Genomic DNA, 22,050 nt, shown 5'->3' with positions numbered 1-22,050 from the left:
CCGGTGCAAGCCGCCGTGATACCGGGACCGAACCGGCATTACGGCGGTCTGTAACCTGCCCTGTTTTTTTTGGGTGACAGATACATAAGCCCGGATGTCGCATCGCTCGGCCCTGGCGACAGCTCTTGCCAAGCTCCTCAATTATCGAAATAATCAAAACACACCCACTTACGGTGTATCTCACGTGGACTTTTGAAATGCTGGTCAGTTTGTCCCGCCTCTCACGCCTTAATAATGCCAATGCCCGCAATGCCGGGCAGGGATTGTTGCGTGCGCAAGGATCGCAAGACAGACACTGAAACACGATCCGCCCAGCAAGCAAAAATCCCCGACCCGGCCCAGTGCCGGGTTTTTCATGTCCTGGCGCTGCGGCCGTTTTTTTCTGTTGTTAACGCAGCAAGGAGCCAGACATGTTTTCTCTTTCCACTATTTCCGACCTCAAACAGCACGCACCCGCGCCAGTCACGCTTGAAGGTTTTGTCGATGCGGTGCGGCATCAGGGCAAGATTGCCTTTGTGCAGTTACGCAGCCGCCTGACGCTGCTGCAATGCGTGGTGCTGCAAGCCGATCTGCTGGATATCTGCGCCAGCCTCAGCAGCGAGAGCTATGTGCGGGTCCACGGTCGCAGCCAATTGATGCCACAAGCGATCCACGGCATTGAAATCGTCGCCGACCAACTGGAGGTTCTGGCGGCTGCAGCCCCGCTGCCGGTAGATGCGCAGAGCGACGTCCATCTGAAAGGCCAGCATCCCAGCGCCCGGTTGCGCTTTGCTGCTGACTTGCTGCCTTTACTGGCCAGCGCCGCGCTGGAACATGGCTTGCGAGACTGGCTAGCCACGCAGGACTTTGTAGAAATCCACACGCCAAAACTGATGGGGGCGCCGTCCGAATCCGGGTCTGAGGTGTTCAAGCTGGGATACTTCGGCCAGACGGCCTATCTGGCGCAATCGCCGCAGTTCTACAAGCAGATGGCCATTATTGGCGGCATGGGGCGCGTTTTCGAGATCGGCCCGGTATTTCGCGCCGAGCCATCATTCTCGGTGCGCCACGCCACTGAGTTCATCAGCGTGGATATCGAACTGGAAGGCGAGCGCAGCGCGGCAGACCTGGCCACGCTGGAATACGCCATGATCAGTTACGCGTTTGCCGAACTGGAAGCCGCCCACGGCAGCCATCTGCAACAACACTTTCCTCAGACACTGGCAGACAGCGGGCCGCTTGAGATTCTCACCCACGCCCAGGTCTGTCGTCGGCTGCAACTTGCCACCGATACCGCACTCACGGGCGCGCATGAACGCGAATTGGGTCAACAGTTGCAAGCCCAAGGCGTCGATTTTTGCGCAATCGTCGAAGTGCCGTGGTCGCAACGGCCGTTTTATCACCGACGACAAAGCTCGCGGCCAGGCCTCACTGAAAGCTTCGAATTGCTCTATCGCGGCATGGAGATCACCACCGGCGCCATGCGCGAACATCGACGTGACGTACTGCTCGCGCAGCTGGCCGAGAAAGGCTTGTCGGGCGCAGGCGCGCAAGGCTATCTGGATTCATTTCAGTGGGGAGCACCCCCGCATGGTGGCTTTGGGCTGGGACTGGCGCGGCTGGTGGCGTTGCGATTGGGTTTGCCGTCGATACGTGAGGCGACCTTTTTGCATCGCACGCCCAAATCCATCCTGCCGTAAAAGGGTGACGGTCAAATAATCAGAATTCTGTAAATACGTGCACCGGCGCGGGGATCAGACCCAGTGCCGATGCCGTTTTGCGCACCTGTTTTGATCATGTCAGCGCGAGTGTTCGTTTTATGTGACAGCGCCAGCGGGCGCGATATGTAACACGCGCGTTGCTAGCTACAATGCGCCCTCATCGCTGTTGAAATCACAATAAAAAAGAAGAAGTATCAATGCTTTGTTCCACTGCGCCTGGCCAGCGATCCCTGGCTGCACGCGTCAGATTGGTAGCAATAGCGCTTGCCTGCATTACCCTGCTTGCACAGCCAGTTTTTGCCGCCAGTTGTACCGCAAACCGTATTCCCGCAGACGCCAAACTCAAATTTGATGGCTCGCTGGATGACCCTGTCTGGCAATCCGCGCCGGAATACGATCAATTCTGGGAATACGAACCCGTCGACGGCAAAACGGCGCCGGTACGCACCACCGTGCGCGTGCTGTACGACAATAAAGCCATCTACTTTGGCGTTCGTGCTTACGACCCACACCCGGAAGATATCCGCGCGCCGTTCGTGCGCCGGGACAACGTGAAAACCAACCAGGATTTTGTCGGGGTGTATCTGGACCCGATTGGTGCCGGTAAGTCAGCCATGTTTGTGCGGGTCAATCCGCGCGGGGTGATTTCTGACGGCATTTACAGCGCCGATACTGACAACGCCGATTTCTCGCCCGACTTTGAAGTCGACGCTCGCGCCGTCATGCTTAAAGACGGCTATTCGGCGGTCATCCGCATTCCGTTTTCCGAGTTGCGCTTTGCCGACAAAGGCGCCAAGCCGTGGCAATTCCAGATCATGCGCAGCTATCCGCGTGAGCAGAACTACATCTTGATGAGCGTGCCGCTGCAGCAAACCGCCACCAGCATGATCGCGCTGATGAACCCGCTGGACGCGCTGCAAGCCGCTGCACCGGATAACAACTGGAGCCTGCGCCCGCAAGTGACCTTGCGCGGGAATCGCGATGGCGCTTCCGGCCAGCCGGTGGACAAATCGCTGCATCTGGACGCAGGTATCGATCTGAAATGGCAGCCCAACACGGCGTGGGTCATCGATGCCACCATCAAGCCGGATTTCTCCCAGGTCGAGCTGGATGTCCCGCAGCTGACCAGCAATGCGCAGTTTGCCCTGCAATTGCAGGAAAAACGCCCGTTCTTTCTGGAAAGCAGTGACATTCTGGAATCACCCACGCTGATGAACGAACAAGGCGGCAACGGCCCCAAAGCCCTGTATACACGCTCGATCACCCAGCCGGACTGGGGCTTGCGTGCCACGCGGCGTGACGACAACACCGAGGCCACGCTACTGGCGCTGGATGACACCGGTGGCAGCCAGATTCTGATTCCGCATGCGTTCAGCACCGACAGCGTGCTGCAGCCAGAGTCCGATGTGGTCCTGGGGCGCGCCCGCACCTATATCGATGGCGTGTCGCTGGGCGGTTTGTTCACCGCTCGCAATTACGCTGGCAATCTGGGCGACAACGCGGTTATCGGTCCAGATGTGGTGTGGCATTCCAGCGAGGGCGACCGCGTTCGCGCGCAGTGGCTGTTATCCAGCACTTCGGCGCTGGCGACCGATAGCGGCACGCTGCAAAAAGGCCCGGCGCAATCGGGTTCGGATGTGCTGGTGGACTGGCTACGCAAAACACCGTCGTGGGAGCCCTCGCTCACCTATCAGCAGGTCTCTAACGCTTTTCGTGACGACACCGGCTTTTTCGGCCAGTCGGGCTATCGGCAACTCACCGCCCAAATGCTGCACCGGAACCGGCTCGATGGTGACTGGAGCGAGGTCGACGAATATCTGTTTTACCAGGATTCGGTGACTACCGCCGATGGCAGCACGGTGTTCCGCGAGATTGATCCGGGCGTGGCAATTTATGGCCCGCACCAGATCGCGCTGACGCTGGAATACCACCCGGCCATGGCGCAACGCGTGAGCGATGGCGGCGCGTTACACAGTTTCAACCAGTACTCGATGGAAATCGACGCCAATCCGGCGGCCTGGTTTAACTGGCTGGAAGCCAAAACCGTTCTGGGTGACCAGGTGGATGTGGGCAATGATCGAGTCAGCCGCAGCGTTTATTTGCTGCTGGATGCGCGCTTTCGGGCGCTGGACCGGCTGGAGATTGAACCGCGCTTTGAGCAAACGATGTTGTATGCGCCGGATGGCACGGTGTCGCTGAAAGACACCGCCGTGCAATTGTTGTCGGTGCTGCATTTCACTGGCCAGGATTCCGCCCGGGCGATTTTGCAGCGCGAGATCACCAACCGCACCGCCGTGATGCCGGGCGACGTGCCAACATCGATTACGCAAACCGATTCGATCTCATTGACCTACGCCCATCGCTGGTCCGCGCTAAAGGTCTGGTATCTGGGCGCGACCTATAGCCACAACGCCTTTACCGATACGGCCAGTACGCGCAGCACCGAAGTGTTTGCCAAGTTCCAGTTTGATATTTGATGATTTGACGTCACAACAAAAAAAGCCGAAGCAATTTGCTTCGGCTTTTTAACGTTGGTGGTCAATCTGGCAACCGCTCTGAAACCTTCAAACCGCTGCCTGTTTCAGCAATACATACAGTTCATCTTTCAGTCGTAGTTTCTCTTTTTTGAGCGTTTCGACTTCGGCGCCGCTAAAACCCACGGGTTGGGATTCAATATTCTTGATTTTCTGGTCCAGCTCATTGTGCTGGTTAAACAGTCTGGAGAAATGCGGGTTGCTGTTTTTCAGACTGGAAATCAGGTCGCGATATTCGGGAAACATCTCGAAACTCCTTAAGTATTGGGGGCCTGAACAAAGCAAGTTAGCCCAATGCCTGCAGAGCAATTTTGATCCCGATCAAGGCCAGTAGCGTGCATTAACCGCAGCGAACACCGGGTGCTGTTCAATGCGTTTTAACAAGTCGCTGAATGCGGGGCGAGATTGCGCCAGGTGCGCACGCGTGCCCGACCATTTGGAAACCACCACCGCCAGCAAATCCAGCGCGCCGGGTTGTTCACCGTTGAGAAACGGCGTGGCGGGAAAGGTATCGGCGAAGATATCCCACAAACCATGCAAACGCTGCCGGGCCCCTTGTTTGACCCGCGCATGCTCTTGTTCGTCGGTCGTTTCGGTCCAGCGTTCCGGGTAATCGATCACGCCAATGGCCGCATAACAATTGGCGGTGATATACACCAGGCCACGAATGGCCTGCGCCCGTTGACTGGCATCCGTCGGTAGCAAGCCGCTGTCCGGATAAACCAGCCCCAGATGGATAAGTATGGCGGCGCTCTCCGACAACACCGAGCCGTCGGGCAAAACTAGCGTAGGGATTTGCGCCAGCGGATTAACCTGGCGTAGTTCATCCAGCCCGGGGCCGGGTTGCCAGGACGCCGCATCAACCAACCGAAACGGCACATTGACCATGCCCAGCGCCGCCTCAACTGCTGCTGCACCAGACGATTGAGCACCATAAAGAATGAACATGGATCGATTTCTCCATTGCCACCGGATAAGGGTTATCCGGTGTTATGGCATCAGACCAGTTTCAGCGCCAGCGCATTAAACGGTGCAATTCATCAATACTGGGAAGACAACGCTTTGGCTATGCGATTGCGCGAAACCTGAGTGCGCGGCACGCGGGTGTTGAACCAGCTGCGCACGTCCTGATCCAGACCGATACCGTGCATGAAGTTGTACAGCGCCTTGTTCAGCCCCTGACCCAGCAAGTCGTGGTCGACACCGGTCGGGTCGATAAAGCCGACGTCGTTGGTGGCAAAGGTAATCGGCGGCAGCGGCTCCAGCGTAATGCCGTATTCTTCCGGGTTCTTACCCACCGGCGAATGCACGGTACAGGCAAAGCGGTGGAAGAAGCCGGACTGGATACAGCCCTCCTCAAACAACTGGCGCACATATTCCAGCGCATCGACCGTGTCTTGCACCGTTTGCGTCGGAAAGCCGTACATCAGATAGGCGTGCACCAGCACCCCGGCCTCGGCAAAACCGCGCGTCACGCGGGCGACTTGTTCGACCGATACGCCCTTTTTCATCAGATTCAGCAACCGGTCTGACGCCACTTCCAGCCCGCCGGAGATGGCGATACAGCCGCTTTCTGCCAGTAGTTGGCACAAATCGGGCGTAAAGGATTTTTCGAAGCGGATATTGCCCCACCAGGAAATGGAAATCTTGCGCCGTAACAGCTCTTGCGCCAGCGCTTTCAGGGCCTTGGGTGGCGCGGCTTCATCGACAAAGTGAAAGCCGGTCTGGCCGGTTTCGGCGATGATGCGTTCGATGCGATCCACCAGTTCCACCGCCGAGGCATTCTCGTAACGCGAGATGTAATCCAGGCTCACGTCGCAGAAACTGCATTTCTTCCAGTAGCAACCGTGGGCGATGGTCAATTTGTTCCAGCGCCCGTCCGACCACAGCCGATGCATGGGGTTGAGCATGTCCAGCAGCGACAAGTATCGGTCCAGCGGCAGACCATCCCAAGTCGGCGTGCCGACCTCGGCAAACGGCACATCGGCTTCCATCATGTTGATGTAGCGGACCTTGCCACTTTCAGCATCGCGCACAAAAGTGCGCACCAGCCGTTGCTGCGAGCGCTGACCTTGCAGATGCTCCAGCAACGCCAACAATGGGCGCTCGCCGGCATCCAGCGTTACGTAATCGAAGAAGTCGAACACGCGCGGCTCGGCCAGCTCGCGCAGTTCCGTATTCACAAAACCGCCACCCAGCCCGACGGTGATCGACGGGTCGTGCGCCTTGATCGCCTGCGCGATACGGAACGCGGCATACACCGCGCCGGGGAAAGGCACCGACAGCAACACCAGCGTCGGTTTATGCCGCTCGATGGCTTGCAGCGTGAGCGTGCGCAAGGTGTCGTCAACCAGATTGAGCGGTGCAGCCAGCGCTTTGGCCAGCGGCTCAAAAGTCGGCTGGCTTTGCGCCAGCGATTCGGCATAACGCACGAATTCAAAACGCGGATCGACCGCATCGCGCAGCACGTCCGAAATATCGTTCAGATACAGCGTGGCCAGATGGCGGGCGCGATCTTGCAGGCCCAGCGCACCAAACGCCCACGCCAGCGGATCACCACCTTCGTCATCGATATACACGTCCAGCGATTCAAACCGTGGGCCTTCGGGCAGAAAATTGCGACCGCAAATGCGATGCCCGAGTGTGGAATCGCGGCCCTGCAAGAAGGCGATCGTTGGCTTGATGGTCGCCACATAGCGATCAAACTGTTCATAAAATGAACTCACCGCAGGCGAGCGTTTACGCGGTGGAATCGGTTCGATGCGCTCGCGCACCGCCTGCAAACCGGCCGGGCTGAACAGTTCCAGCACCAGTTTTAGCGCGAGGTCTTCCTGCACTGCCTCTACATTGCGTGAACGCAGAAAGCCGGTGAGATAAGCCGTCGACGGATACGGCGTGTTCAATTGCGTCATCGGCGGGATAATCGACAGCACGCGCAACGCTGGGGTACTCATCGCGAGGCTCCGTGCTGTGTGCAACGGTGAATGGCTGGCTCAACTGAATCGACGAACATAAACATAAAAACTCTCTTGCCCTACTGGATGCACGCATCGGCAGCGGGTTTACTCAAAACGCCATAACTCGGGCGCTTGTCAGACGCGGGGCCAGAAAACGGATTTTCCCAACGGAGACAATGAATTAGCGCAATTTGCGAATCCCCGGATTTTCACATGAAGTTGTCATGTCGGCACTGTAATTTTGCGCCTAACCCGCGGGGCCGCGATTATACCTGTGCCCGGCCTCGGGCTTTGTTCATATCACCATTCCCCGCCAAGATGAGCTTGCAGCGCGCTCCTGACCGGGCCGCATTGAGGATCACGTCATGAATTTGGGCTACTGGCTTTCAGCTTTACTGTGCCTGGTCAGCTTGGCCGTGTATGGCGCAGATATCCAGTGCGCTGGCCGTGATGACTTGCCGCGTGTGTTGCAAAACGCCTGTTATGGCGACAAGGTCGATCGCGTATCCTGCCCTTATCACGACGATGATTTCGGCATTTTTGAGAACAATCGCGCACCATTCCATTATCTGCTGGTGCCGCGCCAGAAGACCTGTGGCATTGAAAGCCCGATGTTCTGGCAAAGCGGCAGCATGCCGTGGTTTGGCGAGGCCTGGCGTTTGCGCAGCGTGTTTGCCAATGCCCGAAAAGTTAGCGGAGGTGTGCCGCTGGCGCGGGTGGGCATCGCCATCAATTCCGTGCCGGGGCGCAGTCAGGGACAACTGCATGTGCACATCAGTTGTGTAGCGCAGGATGTGGCACGGCAACTGGCCGCGGCTGGCGGACAAATCAGCGCCGATTGGCAACCACTGACGCTCGATACCGTATCCGGACCACAGCGTTATCTGGCCAGACGACTGCCCGGCAACCAGATTACGCCCGATCTGTTCGCGCAATTGGCGGCCAGCCATCCCGATCTGGCGGCCAGCGAAGGCAATGCCACCGCGTTTGCCGCCACAGTGGATTTCCGGCTTGAAAGCGGGGCTGAAACCGTGGTGTTGGTGGGGCAGTATGGTGTGCAGAACCAGGGGCATGCGGAGGATTTGCTGAGTGGCTGCGCGAACGCGGTTAGCCCCTGACCAGGTTAATTGACCGGGGTCTGGCCGCTCCGGCTAAAGGTGCATTTGGTATAAGCCAGGCTAAACCCCGCCCGTTCTGCATTGCGTGCGCTGCTATTAGTCGGGCGCGCCGATGCACTGGCCAGGATGCATCCGGCATCCGCCGCTGCTTGCAGACGGGCCAGCAATAATGCCGCCTGCACCCCGCGATTGCGTGCGGCTGGCAAGGTACTGGCAATCGACAAATACGCTACGGTTCCGGCCGGAGTCGGCAACAGGCTTAAACCTGCGGTCCCGACAATCTGCCCGCTGATGCGCGCGGCAAACAATCTGGTGTCTTGGCGCATGACCGCAATCCGGGCCAGCGCTTGCAGCAAACTGGCAGGCCGGCTCACGGCTTGCACGGAGAAACCCGCCACACAATGTTCGATAAACAACTCATCGCTCAGTTGAGAGCCGGTGATGATGTCTATTTCCTGGTTATTGGCAGGGCGATTTGCCTCGTGGACCAAAGGCATGACGTAGGTGTTGCTAAAGGCATTGACGTGATATCCACGCGCAGCCAGCAACGGCAATAGCGTTGGGTCCGCATGAGGGCACAAGTCAATCTCCACAGGTAGCCCGAGATCGGCATACGCGGTTTCTAAATGCGCCAGTTCTTTCACGCCCACCGGCGCGCTCATGGCCAGCCCTGTCACATGGTTAAGCTTGCGTCCAAACTCGGGGAGCGTCAGCGCCGCCACGCCGCCCGCGAAGGGCATGGCCCGCATCGCCGCATTCCCGGACAACTCGCGCAACGCGGCCACTTGCTGCTGTAAATGGCTGGCCTCGGCTTGTTCGAGGATCGCGGCGACATTGGAGCTGGTTAGAGTCATGGTGAAATCAGGTAAGGAGTGAGCGGATGTCTGGCGGGGTAACGCGGGCAGTGACTCAAACATGGAAGGCACAGCCCGCCACGATTCTCGCTCAAGCCGGCAATTTGCGAAACGCAATCGCAAACCGGTTCCAGGTGTTGATGGCTGCAATCAGCAACGTTAAATCCATGATTTCTTCGTCGCTGAAATGCGGCTTGACCAATTCCCACACCAAGCCTGGCACGTGGTCTTGCGACACTAGCGTCACCGCTTCGGTCCACTCCAGCGCAGCGCGTTCGCGATCGGTGAAAAATGGCGTTTCGCGCCAGGTTACCACTGTGGCAAGACGACGCTCGGTTTCACCGCCTTTGCGCGCATCGGTCACGTGCATGTCCACGCAAAACGCGCAGCCATTGATTTGAGAAGCGCGTAGACGCACCAGCTCGGCCAAGGGTTTGTCCAGGCTGGATTTATTGATATGTTCTTCCAGCCCGAGGATGGCTTTGATCACTGCGGGATTGGCTTTGTAGAAGTCCAGACGAGCTTGCATGATGGTTGCTCCGTTGTGTTCAGTTTTAAAAGGGCTGCGTTCCATGACGCGACAGGAGCCAGATTAGGCGTCCCGGTGGCTTGCGCAAATATCCAATTTCCGGAATTTTCAGGTAGCCACCGGGACTGAATAACTGAAAAAACGGTGCCCCAAAATCACCACTCTGGCATGGTAAAAAAAATGGCGTGGCCCGCATCAGCAAGCCACGCCATTTTTCCTGACCGATTACGCTCACAACTGGCTCATACCGCCATCCACCACAATTTCGGTGCCGACAATAAAGGCGGACTCCGGCGCCGACAGATGCAGCACGGTCGAGGCCAGTTCTTCTGGCGTACCAAAACGGCCTAGCGGCACCTGATTGCGAATTTGCTCAGCCACGCCTTGCAGGGTTTCGGCATCCATGCCCAGCTTGCCATATAGCGGAGTAGCAATCGGGCCGGGGCTAATCACGTTCACGCGCACGCCTCGTGGCAACAACTCGGCGGATAGCGTTTTGGCCAGCGAAATCAGCGCGGCTTTGCTGGCGGCGTAGACCGAGGAATCGGGCATGCCGATATGGGCGTTGATCGAACCGTTGAGCACAATGGACGCGCCTTGTTTCAGCAACGGCAGCAGTGCCTGAATCTGGAAGTACGGACCTTTCACGTTGGTGTTGAAGGTGCGATCCCACAAATCTTCGCTGACCTTGTCAAAAGGCGAAAACGAGGCCGACCCGGCGTTGATGAAGATGGCGTCCAGTTGCACACCCAGGCGACTCACTTCACCGGCCAGTTCAGCGGCGGCACGGGAATTGCCGGAGTCGGCCCGGATGACTTCTGCCTGGTCACCAATGGCAGCCTTGGCCTTGGCCAGCGCCGCTTCATCGCGCCCGGTGATAATGACGCGGGCACCTTCGGCGGCGAAGGCTTGCGCTGCGGCCAGACCAATACCGCTGCTGCCGCCGGTAACCAGAACTGTTTTTGCTGTAAAGCGTTGCATGATGTTTCTCCTGTGGGGTTGGCGGTTTGAAACCGTGAAGCCATAGTGCGCCCCCACAAGTGACAAGACGTGCAGTCCCCGCCACCGATACGTGCGATTTTATCGAACGTGTTATTGGCCAATAATGCGCACCGCCGGAATCAAGGCACCAGCGCATGTCCGCCGTAAAACAAAAAAAGGGCTCCGACATGATGACGGAACCCTTTTTAAAGATGGCGGCAGCTGGAATGGTTGCGGCAAAACCGCTTAGCAATCGCCCTTGTCGATCAAACTGCACTGGCGTGAATGCGCGGGCCAGCGGATGGCATCACGCGTCAGATTGTTCACGCTGCTGCCCATCTGCGACGAATAACTATCCAGCGAAGCAATGGCTTTTTCCGGGTGAGAAAAGTTGCTGCGGATACCGGCATTGACCAGCACGTTGAAAGCGGTATCGCCGCGACGCAAGGCGATTCCATACGGCTCCACCGACAACGGGTCGCTAAAGCCGAAGTTTTTGCGATCCAGCCCGGCTTTGTGAATGGCGCTCTGGATCAGGATTTCATCGTCCAGATAGGCAGCGGCTTGCTTGCTCACCACCGCTTGTACACCTTGGGCGGCATCGTTGACGTACAGCACGTGCACATTGCCGATCATTTTGGACAGCAATTCAACGTGACTGGAGCCCGATTTCAGCGCCACGGTCTTGCCCGACAACGCTTGCAAGGTCACCGGTGCGCCGCTCAAAGCGACCAGGCGCGATGAGGTCACAAAATCCACCACCGAGAAATCGACTTTCTTCAGGCGGTCTTCGGTAATGGTGGTAGAGCCGCATTCCATGTCGATTTTGCCGTCGGTCAACATGCCCAGGCGGTTTTGCGCCGTAACAGGGACGAACTTGATCTTCACCTGCTTGTGAATGGCCGGAGAAATGCTATTGGCAACGATATCGCGGCACAGATCAATAACGAAGCCGGTGGGAACATCATTCACGGCATAAGACACCGGCTGGGATGATTCGCGGTAACCGACTTTGACTTCACCGGTGGACTTGATGGTATCTAGCGTGTCTGCCAAAACAGCGACTGATTGAAAACTCAAAAAACCGACCACAATCGGATAAACGAGTCGGGAAAAAATGCTCTGCAGGCGCATGGTGATGCTCTGCCTTCTGGATGTTCGGGGATGGCCGATTCTACCCTGTAGCGGCTATGTAGATGTCATGAATCCGCGCCAGGAATTCCCTCAATAGCCAGAACCTTCGCAACCTGTTAAACATTGCAGCCAATTGATTATTATTGCCTTTTTCCGGTGCGCGTTTCGGCCCAACGGCCCTGTTCCGGTGCCAGGCGGCCCTATCTGAAACCGCTCCAAAGGCGGTCGCTCTGCAGGCTCGCCCACTCGCTTCTTGTTGCCTGTGGCCTTGCTTTGACATAGCTCAAAAGGCATCTTCAAACAGTTGCGCCATCCATTGCACAAATACCCGTACGCGCGACGATAACTGGCGGTTTTGTGGATATAACACCGACACCGGCATGGGTGGCGGCGCGAATGCGGGCAGTATTTCTTTTAGTTGCCCGTCTTCCAGTTCCTGGCGAATGCGGTAACGCGGCACCTGCACCAAGCCCAGTCCTGCCACAGCGGACCCGGCATACAAATCAGCCCCGGTTACCGATACCAATCCCTGCAGATAAACCGGCACCAGTTGCCCGTTCACCATAAATTCAAGTGGCACCGCTTTGCCGGTGGCGCTGGAAATGTAATTCACTGCCTGGTGGGTTGCCAGCGCGGCAAGGTCGGCAGGCTCACCAAAGCGCGCCAGATAGGCCGGGCTGGCGCAGGTGACTTGCTCCATCAGTCCAACGCGGCGTCCTACCATCAGCGAATCTTGCAAAGTGCCTGCACGCAGCACGCAATCGACACCTTCGCGCACCAGGTCGACCAGGCGGTCGTCTTCCCCCATTTGCAACTCAATCTGCGGGTATTGCGCCAAAAAAAGGGGCAATGCCGGCACCACGAAATTGCGCGCCAGCGTGCCTTGCAAGTTCACCCGCAATAACCCTTTGGGTGCGGTATCACGAAAAGAACCCTCGGCTTCTTCCAGATCGGCCAGCAAGCGTAAACAACGGTGATAGTAGGCCTCCCCGTCGTGCGTCATGCGTACCGTGCGGGTGGTGCGTTCCAGCAAGCGTGCGCCCAGGCGTTGTTCCAGCCGCTTAACCAGATTGGTGACCGTGGCACGTGGAATCTGCAAATCGTCCGCCGCCGCACTAAAGCTGTGACGCTCGGCAATCCGCACAAACACCTGCATTTCCTGAAAGCGATCCATAGGGTCCGGGCCGGGATATTGTTAATACAGATGGAACGATGTTAGCAGATCGCCAGCAATTATCTTTTGAGTGGAATGATCCATGATTCGTCTCACCAACTCTCCTGCAAGGAAACGAATCATGAACACAAGCAAGAACACTCAAGTTGCCCTCGTTACCGGCGCATCTCGCGGCATTGGTGCGGCCATTGCCCAACGGCTGGCTGCCGACGGTTTTGCCATCGCGGTTAACTACGCGTCCAGCTCGCAAGAAGCCGAGGCGCTGGTGGCGCAATTGCAAGCGCTGGGAACCAAGGCTATCGCGGTAAAGGCGGATGTCGCCAACGTGGCCGAAGTGCGTGCCATGTTCGAGATCACCGAACAACAACTGGGCAAGGTAGATGTGCTGATCAACAACGCGGGCGTGCTCAAGACCGTGCCACTGGCGAACACCAGCGACGCGTTGTACGACCAGACTTTTGATATCAATGTGCGTGGCACCTTCAATACGCTGCGCGAAGCCGCCGCGCGGTTGAATGACGGCGGGCGCATTGTGAATTTCTCCAGCACCACGCTGGCGCTGAACATGCCGGGCTACGCCATCTACAACGCGACCAAAGCAGCGGTCGAAGCGTTCACCCATGTGTTCGCCAAAGAATTGCGGGGCCGCAATATCACCGTCAATGCCGTCGCGCCCGGCCCGATTGCCACGTCGCTATTTCTGGACGGCAAGACTGAAGAGCAGATCCAGACTTTCGCCAAAATGCCGCCGCTGCAACGTTTGGGCCAGCCCGACGACATCGCGGCCGTGGTGTCTTTCCTGGTCGGTGCCGATGCGGGCTGGGTCAACGGGCAGATTCTGCGCGCCAATGGCGGACTGGCCTGAGCGCAATTTCCAGGACCAACGGTGGTGATCAATGATGCGTACGAGCGGCGGCGTTACGTTTGCGCGTGGCGGCGCCTTTACGGGCGGATGCAGAGCGCTGTTCTGGCGTGCGCTCTGCCGAGGCGGCGCCGCCTTTGCGACCGCCTTCGTGCATCGGTTCATGATTTTCGGCGTGGCCCCGGCCAGAGCCCGACTTCTTGCCACCACCCGATACCTTGTTGACGGTGGCCCAGGCCCGGCTTTCGGCCTCTTCTTCTGGTACGCCGCGTGCTTCGTAGCCCTCTTCGATGTGTCGGGCCTGGCGCTTTTGTTTGTCGGTATAAGCTGATTTATCTCCGCGTGGCATGGTGGTCACTCCTGGCTAAAACGCTGATGGATTGGCAAGCGGATGCATTCAATTGAGTGCCGCCGCCGACGCCACCTGGTTTACGCCACACAGACACGCATCTATGTCAGCCACGGTCGCAGCTCAGTGTCAGAACACCTCACATCAGCACAAACATGGCCACCACCGCGACCGCCATCACCAGCGTGGCAATCCAGCCCAGCACTCGCACAATGCCAGTCACCACGAACTGGCCCATGACTTTGCCGTTGGCGCACATCAGCATCAGGATGATCATGATCGGCACCGCCACCACGCCGTTGATAACGGCGCTCCAGAACAGCGCTTTCATCGGGTCGATATGGATCAGGTTCATGGCAATGCCAACGGCAATGGCCAGAGCAATCACCAGATAAAACCGCGGCGCTTTGCTGGCGTGGTCTTCCAGGCTGTTTTTCCAGCGCAGCGTACCAGCAATGGCATATGCCGCCGATGCAGCCAACACCGGTACGCCCAGCAAGCCGGTGCCGATGATCCCGGCGGCAAACAGGGCAAAGGCAAATGGCCCGGCAATCGGTTTGAGCGCCTGTGCCGCTTGCGCGGTGGTGCTGATATCGGTCACGCCATGCATGTTCAGCGTGACCGCCGTGGACACCATGATGCAATAGGCAATCAGTGTGGAGAAACCCATGCCTATCAGCGTATCGCTGTGAATGCGCGCCTTGGCGGCAGCGCCTTGTTCGGGCGCCCGCAACAATGCTTCGCGCTCCGGATCCTTGCGGATTTCCTCAACCTCTTGCGAGGCCTGCCAGAAAAACAGATAGGGGCTGATGGTGGTGCCCAGAATCGCCACCACAGTGGTGATGTATTTGCTGTCCCATTTGAGATGCGGCAATACCGTGCCGTGCAGCATCTGTCCCCACGGCACAGTAATGGTGAAGATCACGGCCACGTAGGCAAACAGCGTCAGGGTCAGCCATTTCAGGATGCGGGCATAACGCCAGTACGGCACCATCACGATGGCGACGGTGCAAACCAGCCCGAAGCCGACCATGAACAGATGTTTGCCGCGACCGCCCAGCAGCAGCGCGGCGCTGTCCCCCATGGCGGAGAGATCAGCGCCGATATTGATCACATTCGCCACAAACATCGGCAAAACAATCACATAAAACAACCAGGGTGAATAATGGCGGCGCAGGTTGGTCGCCAGACCGTGGCCGGTGGTGCGGCCAATGCGTGCGGAGATCGCCTGAATGGAATACATCAGCGGAAAAGACAGCAACAGCGTCCACAAGGCATCAAAACGATATGCAGCGCCGGCTTGGGAATACGTGGCAATGCCGCTGGGATCATCATCGGCAGCGCCGGTAATAACCCCCGGGCCCAATTGCTGCCACCAGCGTTGCTGCTTTTCGCTCTGTGCCATCTTGTCCGCCAAGGGTTAAACCGTTGGCCTAGAGTGATGCCGCGCCGGTATACGGGGCCAGTCGTGCCAAAGCTATTTATTTGCGGGATTTATCTGACATCAGCAAATATTGCCGGTCGCCGGCATTTCGCCGGTTTCAATCTCTTGCGTGCCGTTGCGCCTGCCGCTGCCGCCACACCCGCAGCGCGAGAAACACCACAATGGCGACGTTACCGAACAAGACCAAAGCGCTGATGATGGTTGGATGATCCAGCAAATGGCGCAATTCGAACGGCACATAGATTGCGCCAGAAATAGCGCCCAGCCATTGCGCCCAAGGCCGGTCGTACCATAAGCCCCAGGCTTCGCCCAAACGGATTGCCACGTAAGCCAGCGCGCCCAGAATCAGCAACCGCACGTTGGCGTCATGCAGCATGTCGGCGTAATGCAGCAACACGGCAGGATATTTGGCGTAGGGGCTCAGGCCAACGTGGCCAATCAATTCCAGCGCCAGATGCCGGATATCGTGATGCACAAAGCTGAGTAGTCCGATTCCCGCCGCCAGCGCCGCAATGCCCTTGACTGCCTCAAAGGCAGCAATTGCCCGCATGGCGCGCTGGCCCTTTGCCAGATGGCCAGTGTGCTGGCTTGAAGCTGGGTGCGCTGGGTCGGTCATCGGTATCCAGTTCTCGTGAAGCAAGGGTTAGGGGCGCTCAACACACCAGTACATGCGTCCACGCGGCTTTTTGGCAAGGGCCGCGCGGTATTGGCATTGTGCTGTCCGGCAATGACAACCGCATTTTGCGCATTCGTCTTACCCGTGTTCCTTGGCTCTGCCTACATTTTTGCCGCCTGCCCAAGCCTACGCTGCAATCAGCCTGGACAATTCCACTCGGGATTGATCCACGCTCAGGCGCTGGTCTTCACGACCAGGCTCAGCAACACTACAGGAGGACTGGATCATGCATCCCACCGCACCGCTGGCAGCAGAACATATTTCCCCCGGACTGACCACCGCCACATCGCACTCGTTCACCAGCGGCTTGTCGTGGAGCGCGGTTTTTGCCGGCGCTGCGGCAGCAGCGGCGTTGTCATTCATTTTGCTGATTCTGGGCTTTGGCCTGGGTTTATCGGCTATTTCGCCGTGGACCAACACGGGTGCCACGGCATCCACTATCGGTATTTCCACGGTGGTGTGGCTGGCGCTAACGCAAATTGCCGCATCCGGCCTCGGTGGTTACCTGGCCGGACGTTTGCGCAATCGCTGGATCGATATTCATGTAGATGAGGTTTATTTTCGCGACACCGCGCACGGCTTGCTGGCGTGGGCAGTGGCGACGCTGGTTACTGCCACCCTTTTGACCAGCGCCATTGGCAGCGTGTTAAGCGGCGGTGCTGAAGTGGGCGCCGGTGCGTTACGCGGTGTGGCTACGGCTGCAACCGGTGTCGCTGCCGCAGGGGCCAGCCAGACGGCAACATCGCGTGGCGACGCCGGCACCAACTCTACCGGGTACTTTGTCGATACGCTGTTCCGCACCAACCAGGCACCTGCCGAAGCCCAGGCTACAGATGCCAGTAGCCGCGCTGAAGCCACCCGAATATTTGCCAATGCCTTGCGCACCGGCAATCTGGACGCGCAGGACAAGCAGTATCTGGGCAGCGTGATCGCTCGCCAGACCGGGGTCGATCAGGCCACCGCTGAAACGCGGGTCAGCCAGGCCTATGAGCGGCTGGATCAGACCGTGACTCAAGCCACGCAAACTGCCAAAGCCGCCGCCGATAAAGCCCGTAAAGCCACCGCATACAGCGCTTTGTGGATGTTTGTGGCTTTGCTGTGCGGAGCCTTCTTTGCCAGCCTGTTTGCCACCTTGGGCGGCAAACGTCGGGATCACCCGGTTATTGTTGCCCGCGCCTGATTGGCCGTGAGCCCGCTCTTGCCGAGCTATTTTTAAGGAGACTGACATGCGTTCCTTGCTACTGTTTTTTCTGGGTGTGCCGATTCCGATCATTATCCTGATCGCCATCATGTTTCACTGACAGCCCTTGGCGCAGGCAGCGCCATCTGGCCAGATAGTCGGCCCCATCCGCAACGGTGGGGCTGGTTGTTTTCAGTGCCACCCTGCACCGGCCAGCAGTCATGGCAAGCAGTACGCTTCCGGGCGCGAACGAGTGATCTATGCTGGTCGGGTACGATTCGCGTCAGACACGCAAACCAGGCGTGCGGCGATCTTTACCCAGAGGCCGCTTGTAATGATCACCACCGACACCGCGCTTGCGCCCAACGCCATCCCGCCGGAACTGGCCGGGCTGGACCCGTTGGCCAATAGCTCCGAAGCCCCGTTTTCCGCGCTGGAGCCACGCCATCATCAGCGTTTTCCACATCTGACTGCCGCCGAGATCGAGCGCATGCGCAGCTTCGGCACAGTTCACGAATACGCCGCGCAGACCTTGCTATTTGAAACCGGCCACACCGGCCCGGGCATGTTTGTCATTCTGGAAGGCCGGGTACAAATCATCTCGCATGACGGTTTGGGCAATTCCACCAATATCGTGGAACAAGGCCCGAGCGAGTTCATGGCGGAAGTCGGTCAGCTATCGGGCAAACCGGCGCTGGTTGATGGCCTGGCGTTAACGCCGGTACGCACACTGCTGATTGCGCCGGAACGGCTGCGTGCGTTGATTGTGGCTGAAGCGGAGCTGGGCGAACGCATCATGCGCGCCTTGATCTTGCGTCGGGTTGGCTTGCTGGAAAAAGGTCGCGGATTGGTGCTGGTCGGCGGTGATTCCGATGGCAAGCTGCACGGTTTGCAGAGCTTTTTGCGCCGTAACGCCTACCCCCATACGGTGATGGATGCCCACTCAGACGCCGATGTCGTGCAGTTACTCGAACGCACCGCCACCAAGCCCAGCGATTTCCCGCTAGTGATTTGCCCGGACGGCAGCATTCTGCGGGCGCCGAACGAAGGCGAACTAGCCTCGCATCTGGGGCTATTGCCGGAGTTTGCACCCGACTTTGTTTACGACGTCATCGTGGTCGGCGCGGGGCCTGCCGGGTTGGCGGCAGCGGTTTACGCTGCATCGGAAGGTTTGTCAGTGGCCGTGTTTGATTGCCGCGCGCCCGGTGGCCAGGCCGGAGCCAGTTCCCGCATTGAGAACTACCTGGGCTTCCCGACCGGCATTTCGGGCCAGGCATTGGCCGGGCGGGCGCTGGTGCAGGCGCAGAAATTTGGCGCGCATTTGGCGATCCCGCTGGAAGTCAAAGCCCTGCATTGCGACAGCCAGCCGCTGGCGCTGGAATTAAAAGATGGTCGCCGCATTCCCACGCGCACCCTGGTCATTGCCAGCGGCGCTGTGTACCGGCGACCGGCGATTGACCAGCTTGAGCGCTATGAAGGACGCGGCGTGTATTACTGGGCATCACCAGTTGAGGCCAAACTGTGCCGTGATGAAGAAGTCATGCTGGTTGGCGGTGGCAATTCGGCGGGCCAGGCTGCTGTTTATCTGGCCGCGCATGCCGCCAAAGTGCACGTGATCATTCGCGCGCCCAATTTGCAGGCCAGTATGTCGCGTTATCTGATTGAGCGACTGGCCGCGCTGCCGAACATCATCATGCATCCGCATTCCGAGATCACGGGTTTTGAAGGCGATGAACATGGCCTGACTACCGTGGGCTATCGCACCACGCGCGCCAATGACCAAGTGGAAAACAATAGCATGCCGCTACGCCATGTATTTCTGTTTATCGGTGCCGACCCGAATACCGACTGGCTGCGCAGTTGCAGCGTGCGTATTGATAACAAAGGCTTTGTACCGACCGGGCAAGATGCCGCCGGCACCGGGTTTATCCCGTCGCATCCACTGGAAACCAGTGTGAAAGGCGTGTTTGCGATTGGCGACGTGCGCTCCGGTTCGACTAAACGCGTGGCGGCGGCGGTGGGTGAAGGAGCCGCGGTGGTGGCCCAGATTCACGCTTTTCTGGCCCTCGCTCAAAACTGATTTACCAAGCCCAGTGGCACGGGCATCGACATAAAAAAAGCCCCGCAGTGCGGGGCTTTTTCACAACCAGCCAAACGTGATTTACACGATCTGGATATTGGTTGCTTGCAGGCCTTTAGGACCATTGGCGGTCGCGTAAGTCACCCTTTGACCTTCTTGCAGGCTTTTGAAGCCTTCTGCTTTCACTTCGGAGAAGTGAGCGAACAGATCAGCACCACCGTCAGCCGGGGTGATGAAGCCAAAGCCTTTTGCATCGTTAAACCATTTAACGGTACCGGTTTCCATTTTGTATTCCTTGAATCAAGTGAGGAGCAAAGCTCCGGGAGCACGACAATCAAGGAATCAATAAAGTAACAAGGAGTGCCGCTGGGGGGACTGACGATGTAACGATAGGTCTGCGCTTGAGGATCCTGCCTGACCCTTATCCGCCCTAAGCGCTGGAGGGTCAAGCAGTTTCTCTTTTATTTTGGCGTACCCGGATTACGATGCAGCGCAAACCAGCGTCAGGGCTGCAACAAGATCGCCCCGGTACTTTGACCAGATTCCAGCAAACGATGCGCCTGGGCGGCGTGATCCAGCGGTAGTACCGCTGCCACCGTGGCCCGCAGGCCGTGCGTCAGTTGGTGCAATGTCGCCGCTGCGCCTTGCTGATACTGCGTGGCATCTGCCATAAACTGGATCACACTCGGATGGCAGAGTGTTACTGCGGGCGGTACCGCCAATTGTGCCGCATCGTTTGGCCCGGCTACTTGCCCGACGCTGGCCACCACGCCACCGGCGCTCACCACGCTCAATGTATCCTGCAAAGTCTGGCCACCAATGCCGTCAACGGCGTAATCCACGCCGTGCCCGTCGGTGAGCGCCAATGTCGCGGCGGCAAACGGCTGCTCGCGATACAAAATGGCATGATTCAGACCGTGCGATATAGCCAGCGCGGCTTTGGCAGGCGTGCTGACGGTACCGATCACGCGAGCGCCCAGCGTCTTGGCCCATTGCACCAGTAGTAATCCCAAACCACCTGCTGCAGCGTGAATCAACACTGTGTCGCCGGGCTGCACTTTACGAATATGGTCGAACAACATATGCGCGGTAACTCCCCGCAATAAAGCGGCGGCGATGCTCTGGTCGGAGACTTCACCCGGCAGCTTGATTAACCGCTGCGCGGGCAGATTGCGGGCACTGGCATAGCTACCTGGCAATCCGGCGTAGGCCACGCGCTGGCCAATCGCCAACCCGCTCACGCCCGCACCGATAGCCTCAATCACCCCCGCCGCTTCTACACCCGGCGTGGCCGGTAAGTCGGGAAGCGGATACAGCCCGCTGCGATGGTAGATATCCACATAGTTCACACCAATCGCGGTGTGTCGTACCCGCACCTCGCCCGCAGCGGGTGGCGGCAATTCAAACGACTGCAACTGCAACACCGAGGCGTCGCCATAAGCCGTCAGATAGATACGTGATTCGGCTGAATGCATTGTCGGGTTCATGTCGTTCCCCTTTCTGGTTGATTGCAGACACAGCCTACACCGCGCAAAATAGATCGGATATTCCACAAAATTTCACATTTATTGTGCAAATAAACCCAGATAAGCCCGTCGATCCCGCCCGTGAACTGCAGTGGGATGACATTCGCCACTTCCTTACCCTGGCGCGGCAAGGCAGCTTGTCCGGCGCTGCGCGGCAACTGGGCGTAGAACATTCCACCGTGGCGAGACGGGTTGAGGCGCTGGAGCGCACGCTTGACGTGCGCTTGTTTGACCGCTTGCCACGCGGCTGGCAACTGACTGCCGAAGGCGAAACCTTGCTGCAACACGCCCAGGCGCTGGATCAGGAAGCACAAAGCTTTGCCCGCGCCGCGTTGGGCGTGGCAACGCTGAAAGGCACGGTGCGCTTATCCGCGCCGCCTGCGTTATCAAGCTTTTTTTTGATGCCGCGCCTGGCACCATTGCGTGAAGCCTGGCCGGATATTGATCTGGAAATCGTCAGCGAGACGCGTGAAGCCAATCTGGCGCGTGGCGAAGCAGATCTGGCATTACGTTTGTCCCGCCCCTCTGCGCCCGGTTTGGCGGCCCGCGCAGTGGGCGAGATTGCGCATGGTTTGTTTGCCACGCCCGCTTACGCCAGCATGCCCAGCGCACACTGGCCATTGCTGGGCTACGACGACGCCCTGCGTGAAACGCCGCAACAACAATGGCTGGATGGCTTTGCTGGCAATCGACGCTTCGTTTTGCGCAGCAATGATGTAGTCACCTTGCATCAGGCCGCGCGCGCCGGTCTGGGTGTTGCAGTGCTGCCGCATTTCCTGGCGCGGCCAGACCCGGCCCTGGTGCAGCTTGATCAGGCATGTCCAGTGAGTCGGCCGGTGTGGCTGGTTATGCATCCAGATGTTCGCCGCTCGCCACGCGTGCGGGCGGTGGTCGATACGCTGATCGAGTTGTTCGCTGCAGGCCAGGACCAGCTTTAAGGAACATTCGGTAG

General features: G+C 58.4%; 20 protein-coding genes. 7 read left to right on the top strand and 13 right to left on the bottom strand.

Annotation, left to right across the window (positions count from 1 at the left end; all coding sequences use genetic code 11):
• Positions 1-410: 410 nt before the first annotated feature.
• Positions 411-1,679: an amino acid--tRNA ligase-related protein gene (locus N7220_RS12845; protein ID WP_283147918.1), complete on the top strand. Its 1,269-nt coding sequence runs from the start codon at positions 411-413 to the stop codon at positions 1,677-1,679.
• A gap of 218 nt (positions 1,680-1,897) precedes the next feature.
• Positions 1,898-4,177: a carbohydrate binding family 9 domain-containing protein gene (locus N7220_RS12840; protein ID WP_283147917.1), complete on the top strand. Its 2,280-nt coding sequence runs from the start codon at positions 1,898-1,900 to the stop codon at positions 4,175-4,177.
• An 87-nt stretch (positions 4,178-4,264) separates the two neighbouring features.
• Here N7220_RS12840 and N7220_RS12835 read toward each other — a convergent pair whose 3' ends face one another.
• The 3 genes from N7220_RS12835 to N7220_RS12825 all read right to left on the bottom strand — a co-directional run bounded on the left by N7220_RS12835 (position 4,265) and on the right by N7220_RS12825 (position 7,188).
• Positions 4,265-4,480 (bottom strand): HP1242/YdcH family protein, encoded by a 216-nt coding sequence (locus tag N7220_RS12835; protein ID WP_283147916.1) that lies wholly within the window; start codon positions 4,478-4,480, stop codon positions 4,265-4,267.
• A 75-nt stretch (positions 4,481-4,555) separates the two neighbouring features.
• On the bottom strand, positions 4,556-5,182 hold the full coding sequence (locus N7220_RS12830) for a glutathione S-transferase family protein (RefSeq protein ID WP_283147915.1): 627 nt from the start codon (positions 5,180-5,182) through the stop codon (positions 4,556-4,558).
• Positions 5,183-5,274: 92 nt separating this feature from the next.
• On the bottom strand, positions 5,275-7,188 hold the full coding sequence (locus N7220_RS12825; RefSeq protein ID WP_283147914.1) for a B12-binding domain-containing radical SAM protein: 1,914 nt from the start codon (positions 7,186-7,188) through the stop codon (positions 5,275-5,277).
• Between the two features lie 368 nt (positions 7,189-7,556).
• Here N7220_RS12825 and N7220_RS12820 point away from each other — a divergent pair, with 368 nt between their 5' ends.
• Positions 7,557-8,309, top strand: a complete 753-nt coding sequence (locus N7220_RS12820; RefSeq protein WP_283147913.1) for a CDP-diacylglycerol diphosphatase — start codon at positions 7,557-7,559, stop codon at positions 8,307-8,309.
• Between the two features lie 5 nt (positions 8,310-8,314).
• Here the strand turns inward: N7220_RS12820 and N7220_RS12815 are convergent, their stop codons facing one another.
• From N7220_RS12815 to N7220_RS12795, 5 genes are all read right to left on the bottom strand, one after another.
• Complete coding sequence (locus N7220_RS12815) at positions 8,315-9,163, bottom strand: GNAT family N-acetyltransferase (RefSeq protein ID WP_283147912.1); 849 nt, start codon at positions 9,161-9,163, stop codon at positions 8,315-8,317.
• 91 nt (positions 9,164-9,254) lie between these two features.
• On the bottom strand, positions 9,255-9,692 hold the full coding sequence (locus N7220_RS12810; RefSeq protein ID WP_283147911.1) for a carboxymuconolactone decarboxylase family protein: 438 nt from the start codon (positions 9,690-9,692) through the stop codon (positions 9,255-9,257).
• A gap of 231 nt (positions 9,693-9,923) precedes the next feature.
• A complete protein-coding gene (locus N7220_RS12805) occupies positions 9,924-10,673 on the bottom strand; it encodes an SDR family oxidoreductase (RefSeq protein ID WP_283147910.1) in 750 nt (249 codons plus the stop codon).
• 246 nt (positions 10,674-10,919) lie between these two features.
• Positions 10,920-11,807 (bottom strand): transporter substrate-binding domain-containing protein, encoded by an 888-nt coding sequence (locus N7220_RS12800; RefSeq protein WP_283147909.1) that lies wholly within the window; start codon positions 11,805-11,807, stop codon positions 10,920-10,922.
• Positions 11,808-12,090: 283 nt separating this feature from the next.
• Positions 12,091-12,981, bottom strand: coding sequence for a LysR family transcriptional regulator (locus N7220_RS12795; protein ID WP_283147908.1), 891 nt, complete (start codon positions 12,979-12,981; stop codon positions 12,091-12,093).
• A gap of 121 nt (positions 12,982-13,102) precedes the next feature.
• Between N7220_RS12795 and N7220_RS12790 the strand changes: the two genes are divergently transcribed.
• Complete coding sequence (locus N7220_RS12790; RefSeq protein WP_283147907.1) at positions 13,103-13,846, top strand: SDR family oxidoreductase; 744 nt, start codon at positions 13,103-13,105, stop codon at positions 13,844-13,846.
• Between the two features lie 28 nt (positions 13,847-13,874).
• On the opposite strand, the gene N7220_RS12785 is transcribed toward N7220_RS12790, so the two are convergent.
• The 3 genes from N7220_RS12785 to N7220_RS12775 all read right to left on the bottom strand — a co-directional run bounded on the left by N7220_RS12785 (position 13,875) and on the right by N7220_RS12775 (position 16,252).
• Entirely contained in the window at positions 13,875-14,192 is a 318-nt protein-coding gene (locus N7220_RS12785; protein ID WP_283147906.1) for a plasmid stabilization protein, read from the bottom strand.
• A gap of 139 nt (positions 14,193-14,331) precedes the next feature.
• Positions 14,332-15,597, bottom strand: coding sequence for an NRAMP family divalent metal transporter (locus tag N7220_RS12780; protein ID WP_283147905.1), 1,266 nt, complete (start codon positions 15,595-15,597; stop codon positions 14,332-14,334).
• A 136-nt stretch (positions 15,598-15,733) separates the two neighbouring features.
• Complete coding sequence (locus N7220_RS12775) at positions 15,734-16,252, bottom strand: DUF2127 domain-containing protein (protein WP_283147904.1); 519 nt, start codon at positions 16,250-16,252, stop codon at positions 15,734-15,736.
• A gap of 286 nt (positions 16,253-16,538) precedes the next feature.
• On the opposite strand from N7220_RS12775, the gene N7220_RS12770 reads away from it, so the two are divergent.
• Positions 16,539-17,492, top strand: coding sequence for a hypothetical protein (locus N7220_RS12770; protein ID WP_283147903.1), 954 nt, complete (start codon positions 16,539-16,541; stop codon positions 17,490-17,492).
• Between the two features lie 334 nt (positions 17,493-17,826).
• Positions 17,827-19,572 (top strand): FAD-dependent oxidoreductase, encoded by a 1,746-nt coding sequence (locus N7220_RS12765; RefSeq protein WP_283147902.1) that lies wholly within the window; start codon positions 17,827-17,829, stop codon positions 19,570-19,572.
• Between the two features lie 81 nt (positions 19,573-19,653).
• On the opposite strand, the gene N7220_RS12760 is transcribed toward N7220_RS12765, so the two are convergent.
• Together N7220_RS12760 and N7220_RS12755 are read right to left on the bottom strand one after the other, a co-directional pair.
• Positions 19,654-19,857 carry a cold-shock protein gene (locus N7220_RS12760; RefSeq protein WP_283147901.1) on the bottom strand — a complete coding sequence of 68 codons (204 nt, stop codon included), beginning with the start codon at positions 19,855-19,857 and terminating at the stop codon, positions 19,654-19,656.
• A gap of 218 nt (positions 19,858-20,075) precedes the next feature.
• Positions 20,076-21,047 carry a quinone oxidoreductase family protein gene (locus N7220_RS12755; protein WP_283147900.1) on the bottom strand — a complete coding sequence of 324 codons (972 nt, stop codon included), beginning with the start codon at positions 21,045-21,047 and terminating at the stop codon, positions 20,076-20,078.
• A gap of 95 nt (positions 21,048-21,142) precedes the next feature.
• Between N7220_RS12755 and N7220_RS12750 the strand changes: the two genes are divergently transcribed.
• On the top strand, positions 21,143-22,036 hold the full coding sequence (locus tag N7220_RS12750) for a LysR family transcriptional regulator (RefSeq protein WP_283147899.1): 894 nt from the start codon (positions 21,143-21,145) through the stop codon (positions 22,034-22,036).
• Positions 22,037-22,050: the final 14 nt, after the last annotated feature.

This window comes from Silvimonas soli (genome assembly GCF_030035605.1).
Lineage (GTDB): Bacteria > Pseudomonadota > Gammaproteobacteria > Burkholderiales > Chitinibacteraceae > Silvimonas > Silvimonas soli.
Note: the sequence above shows the minus strand (reverse complement) of the source record. Positions and strands in the feature narration are given on the sequence as shown.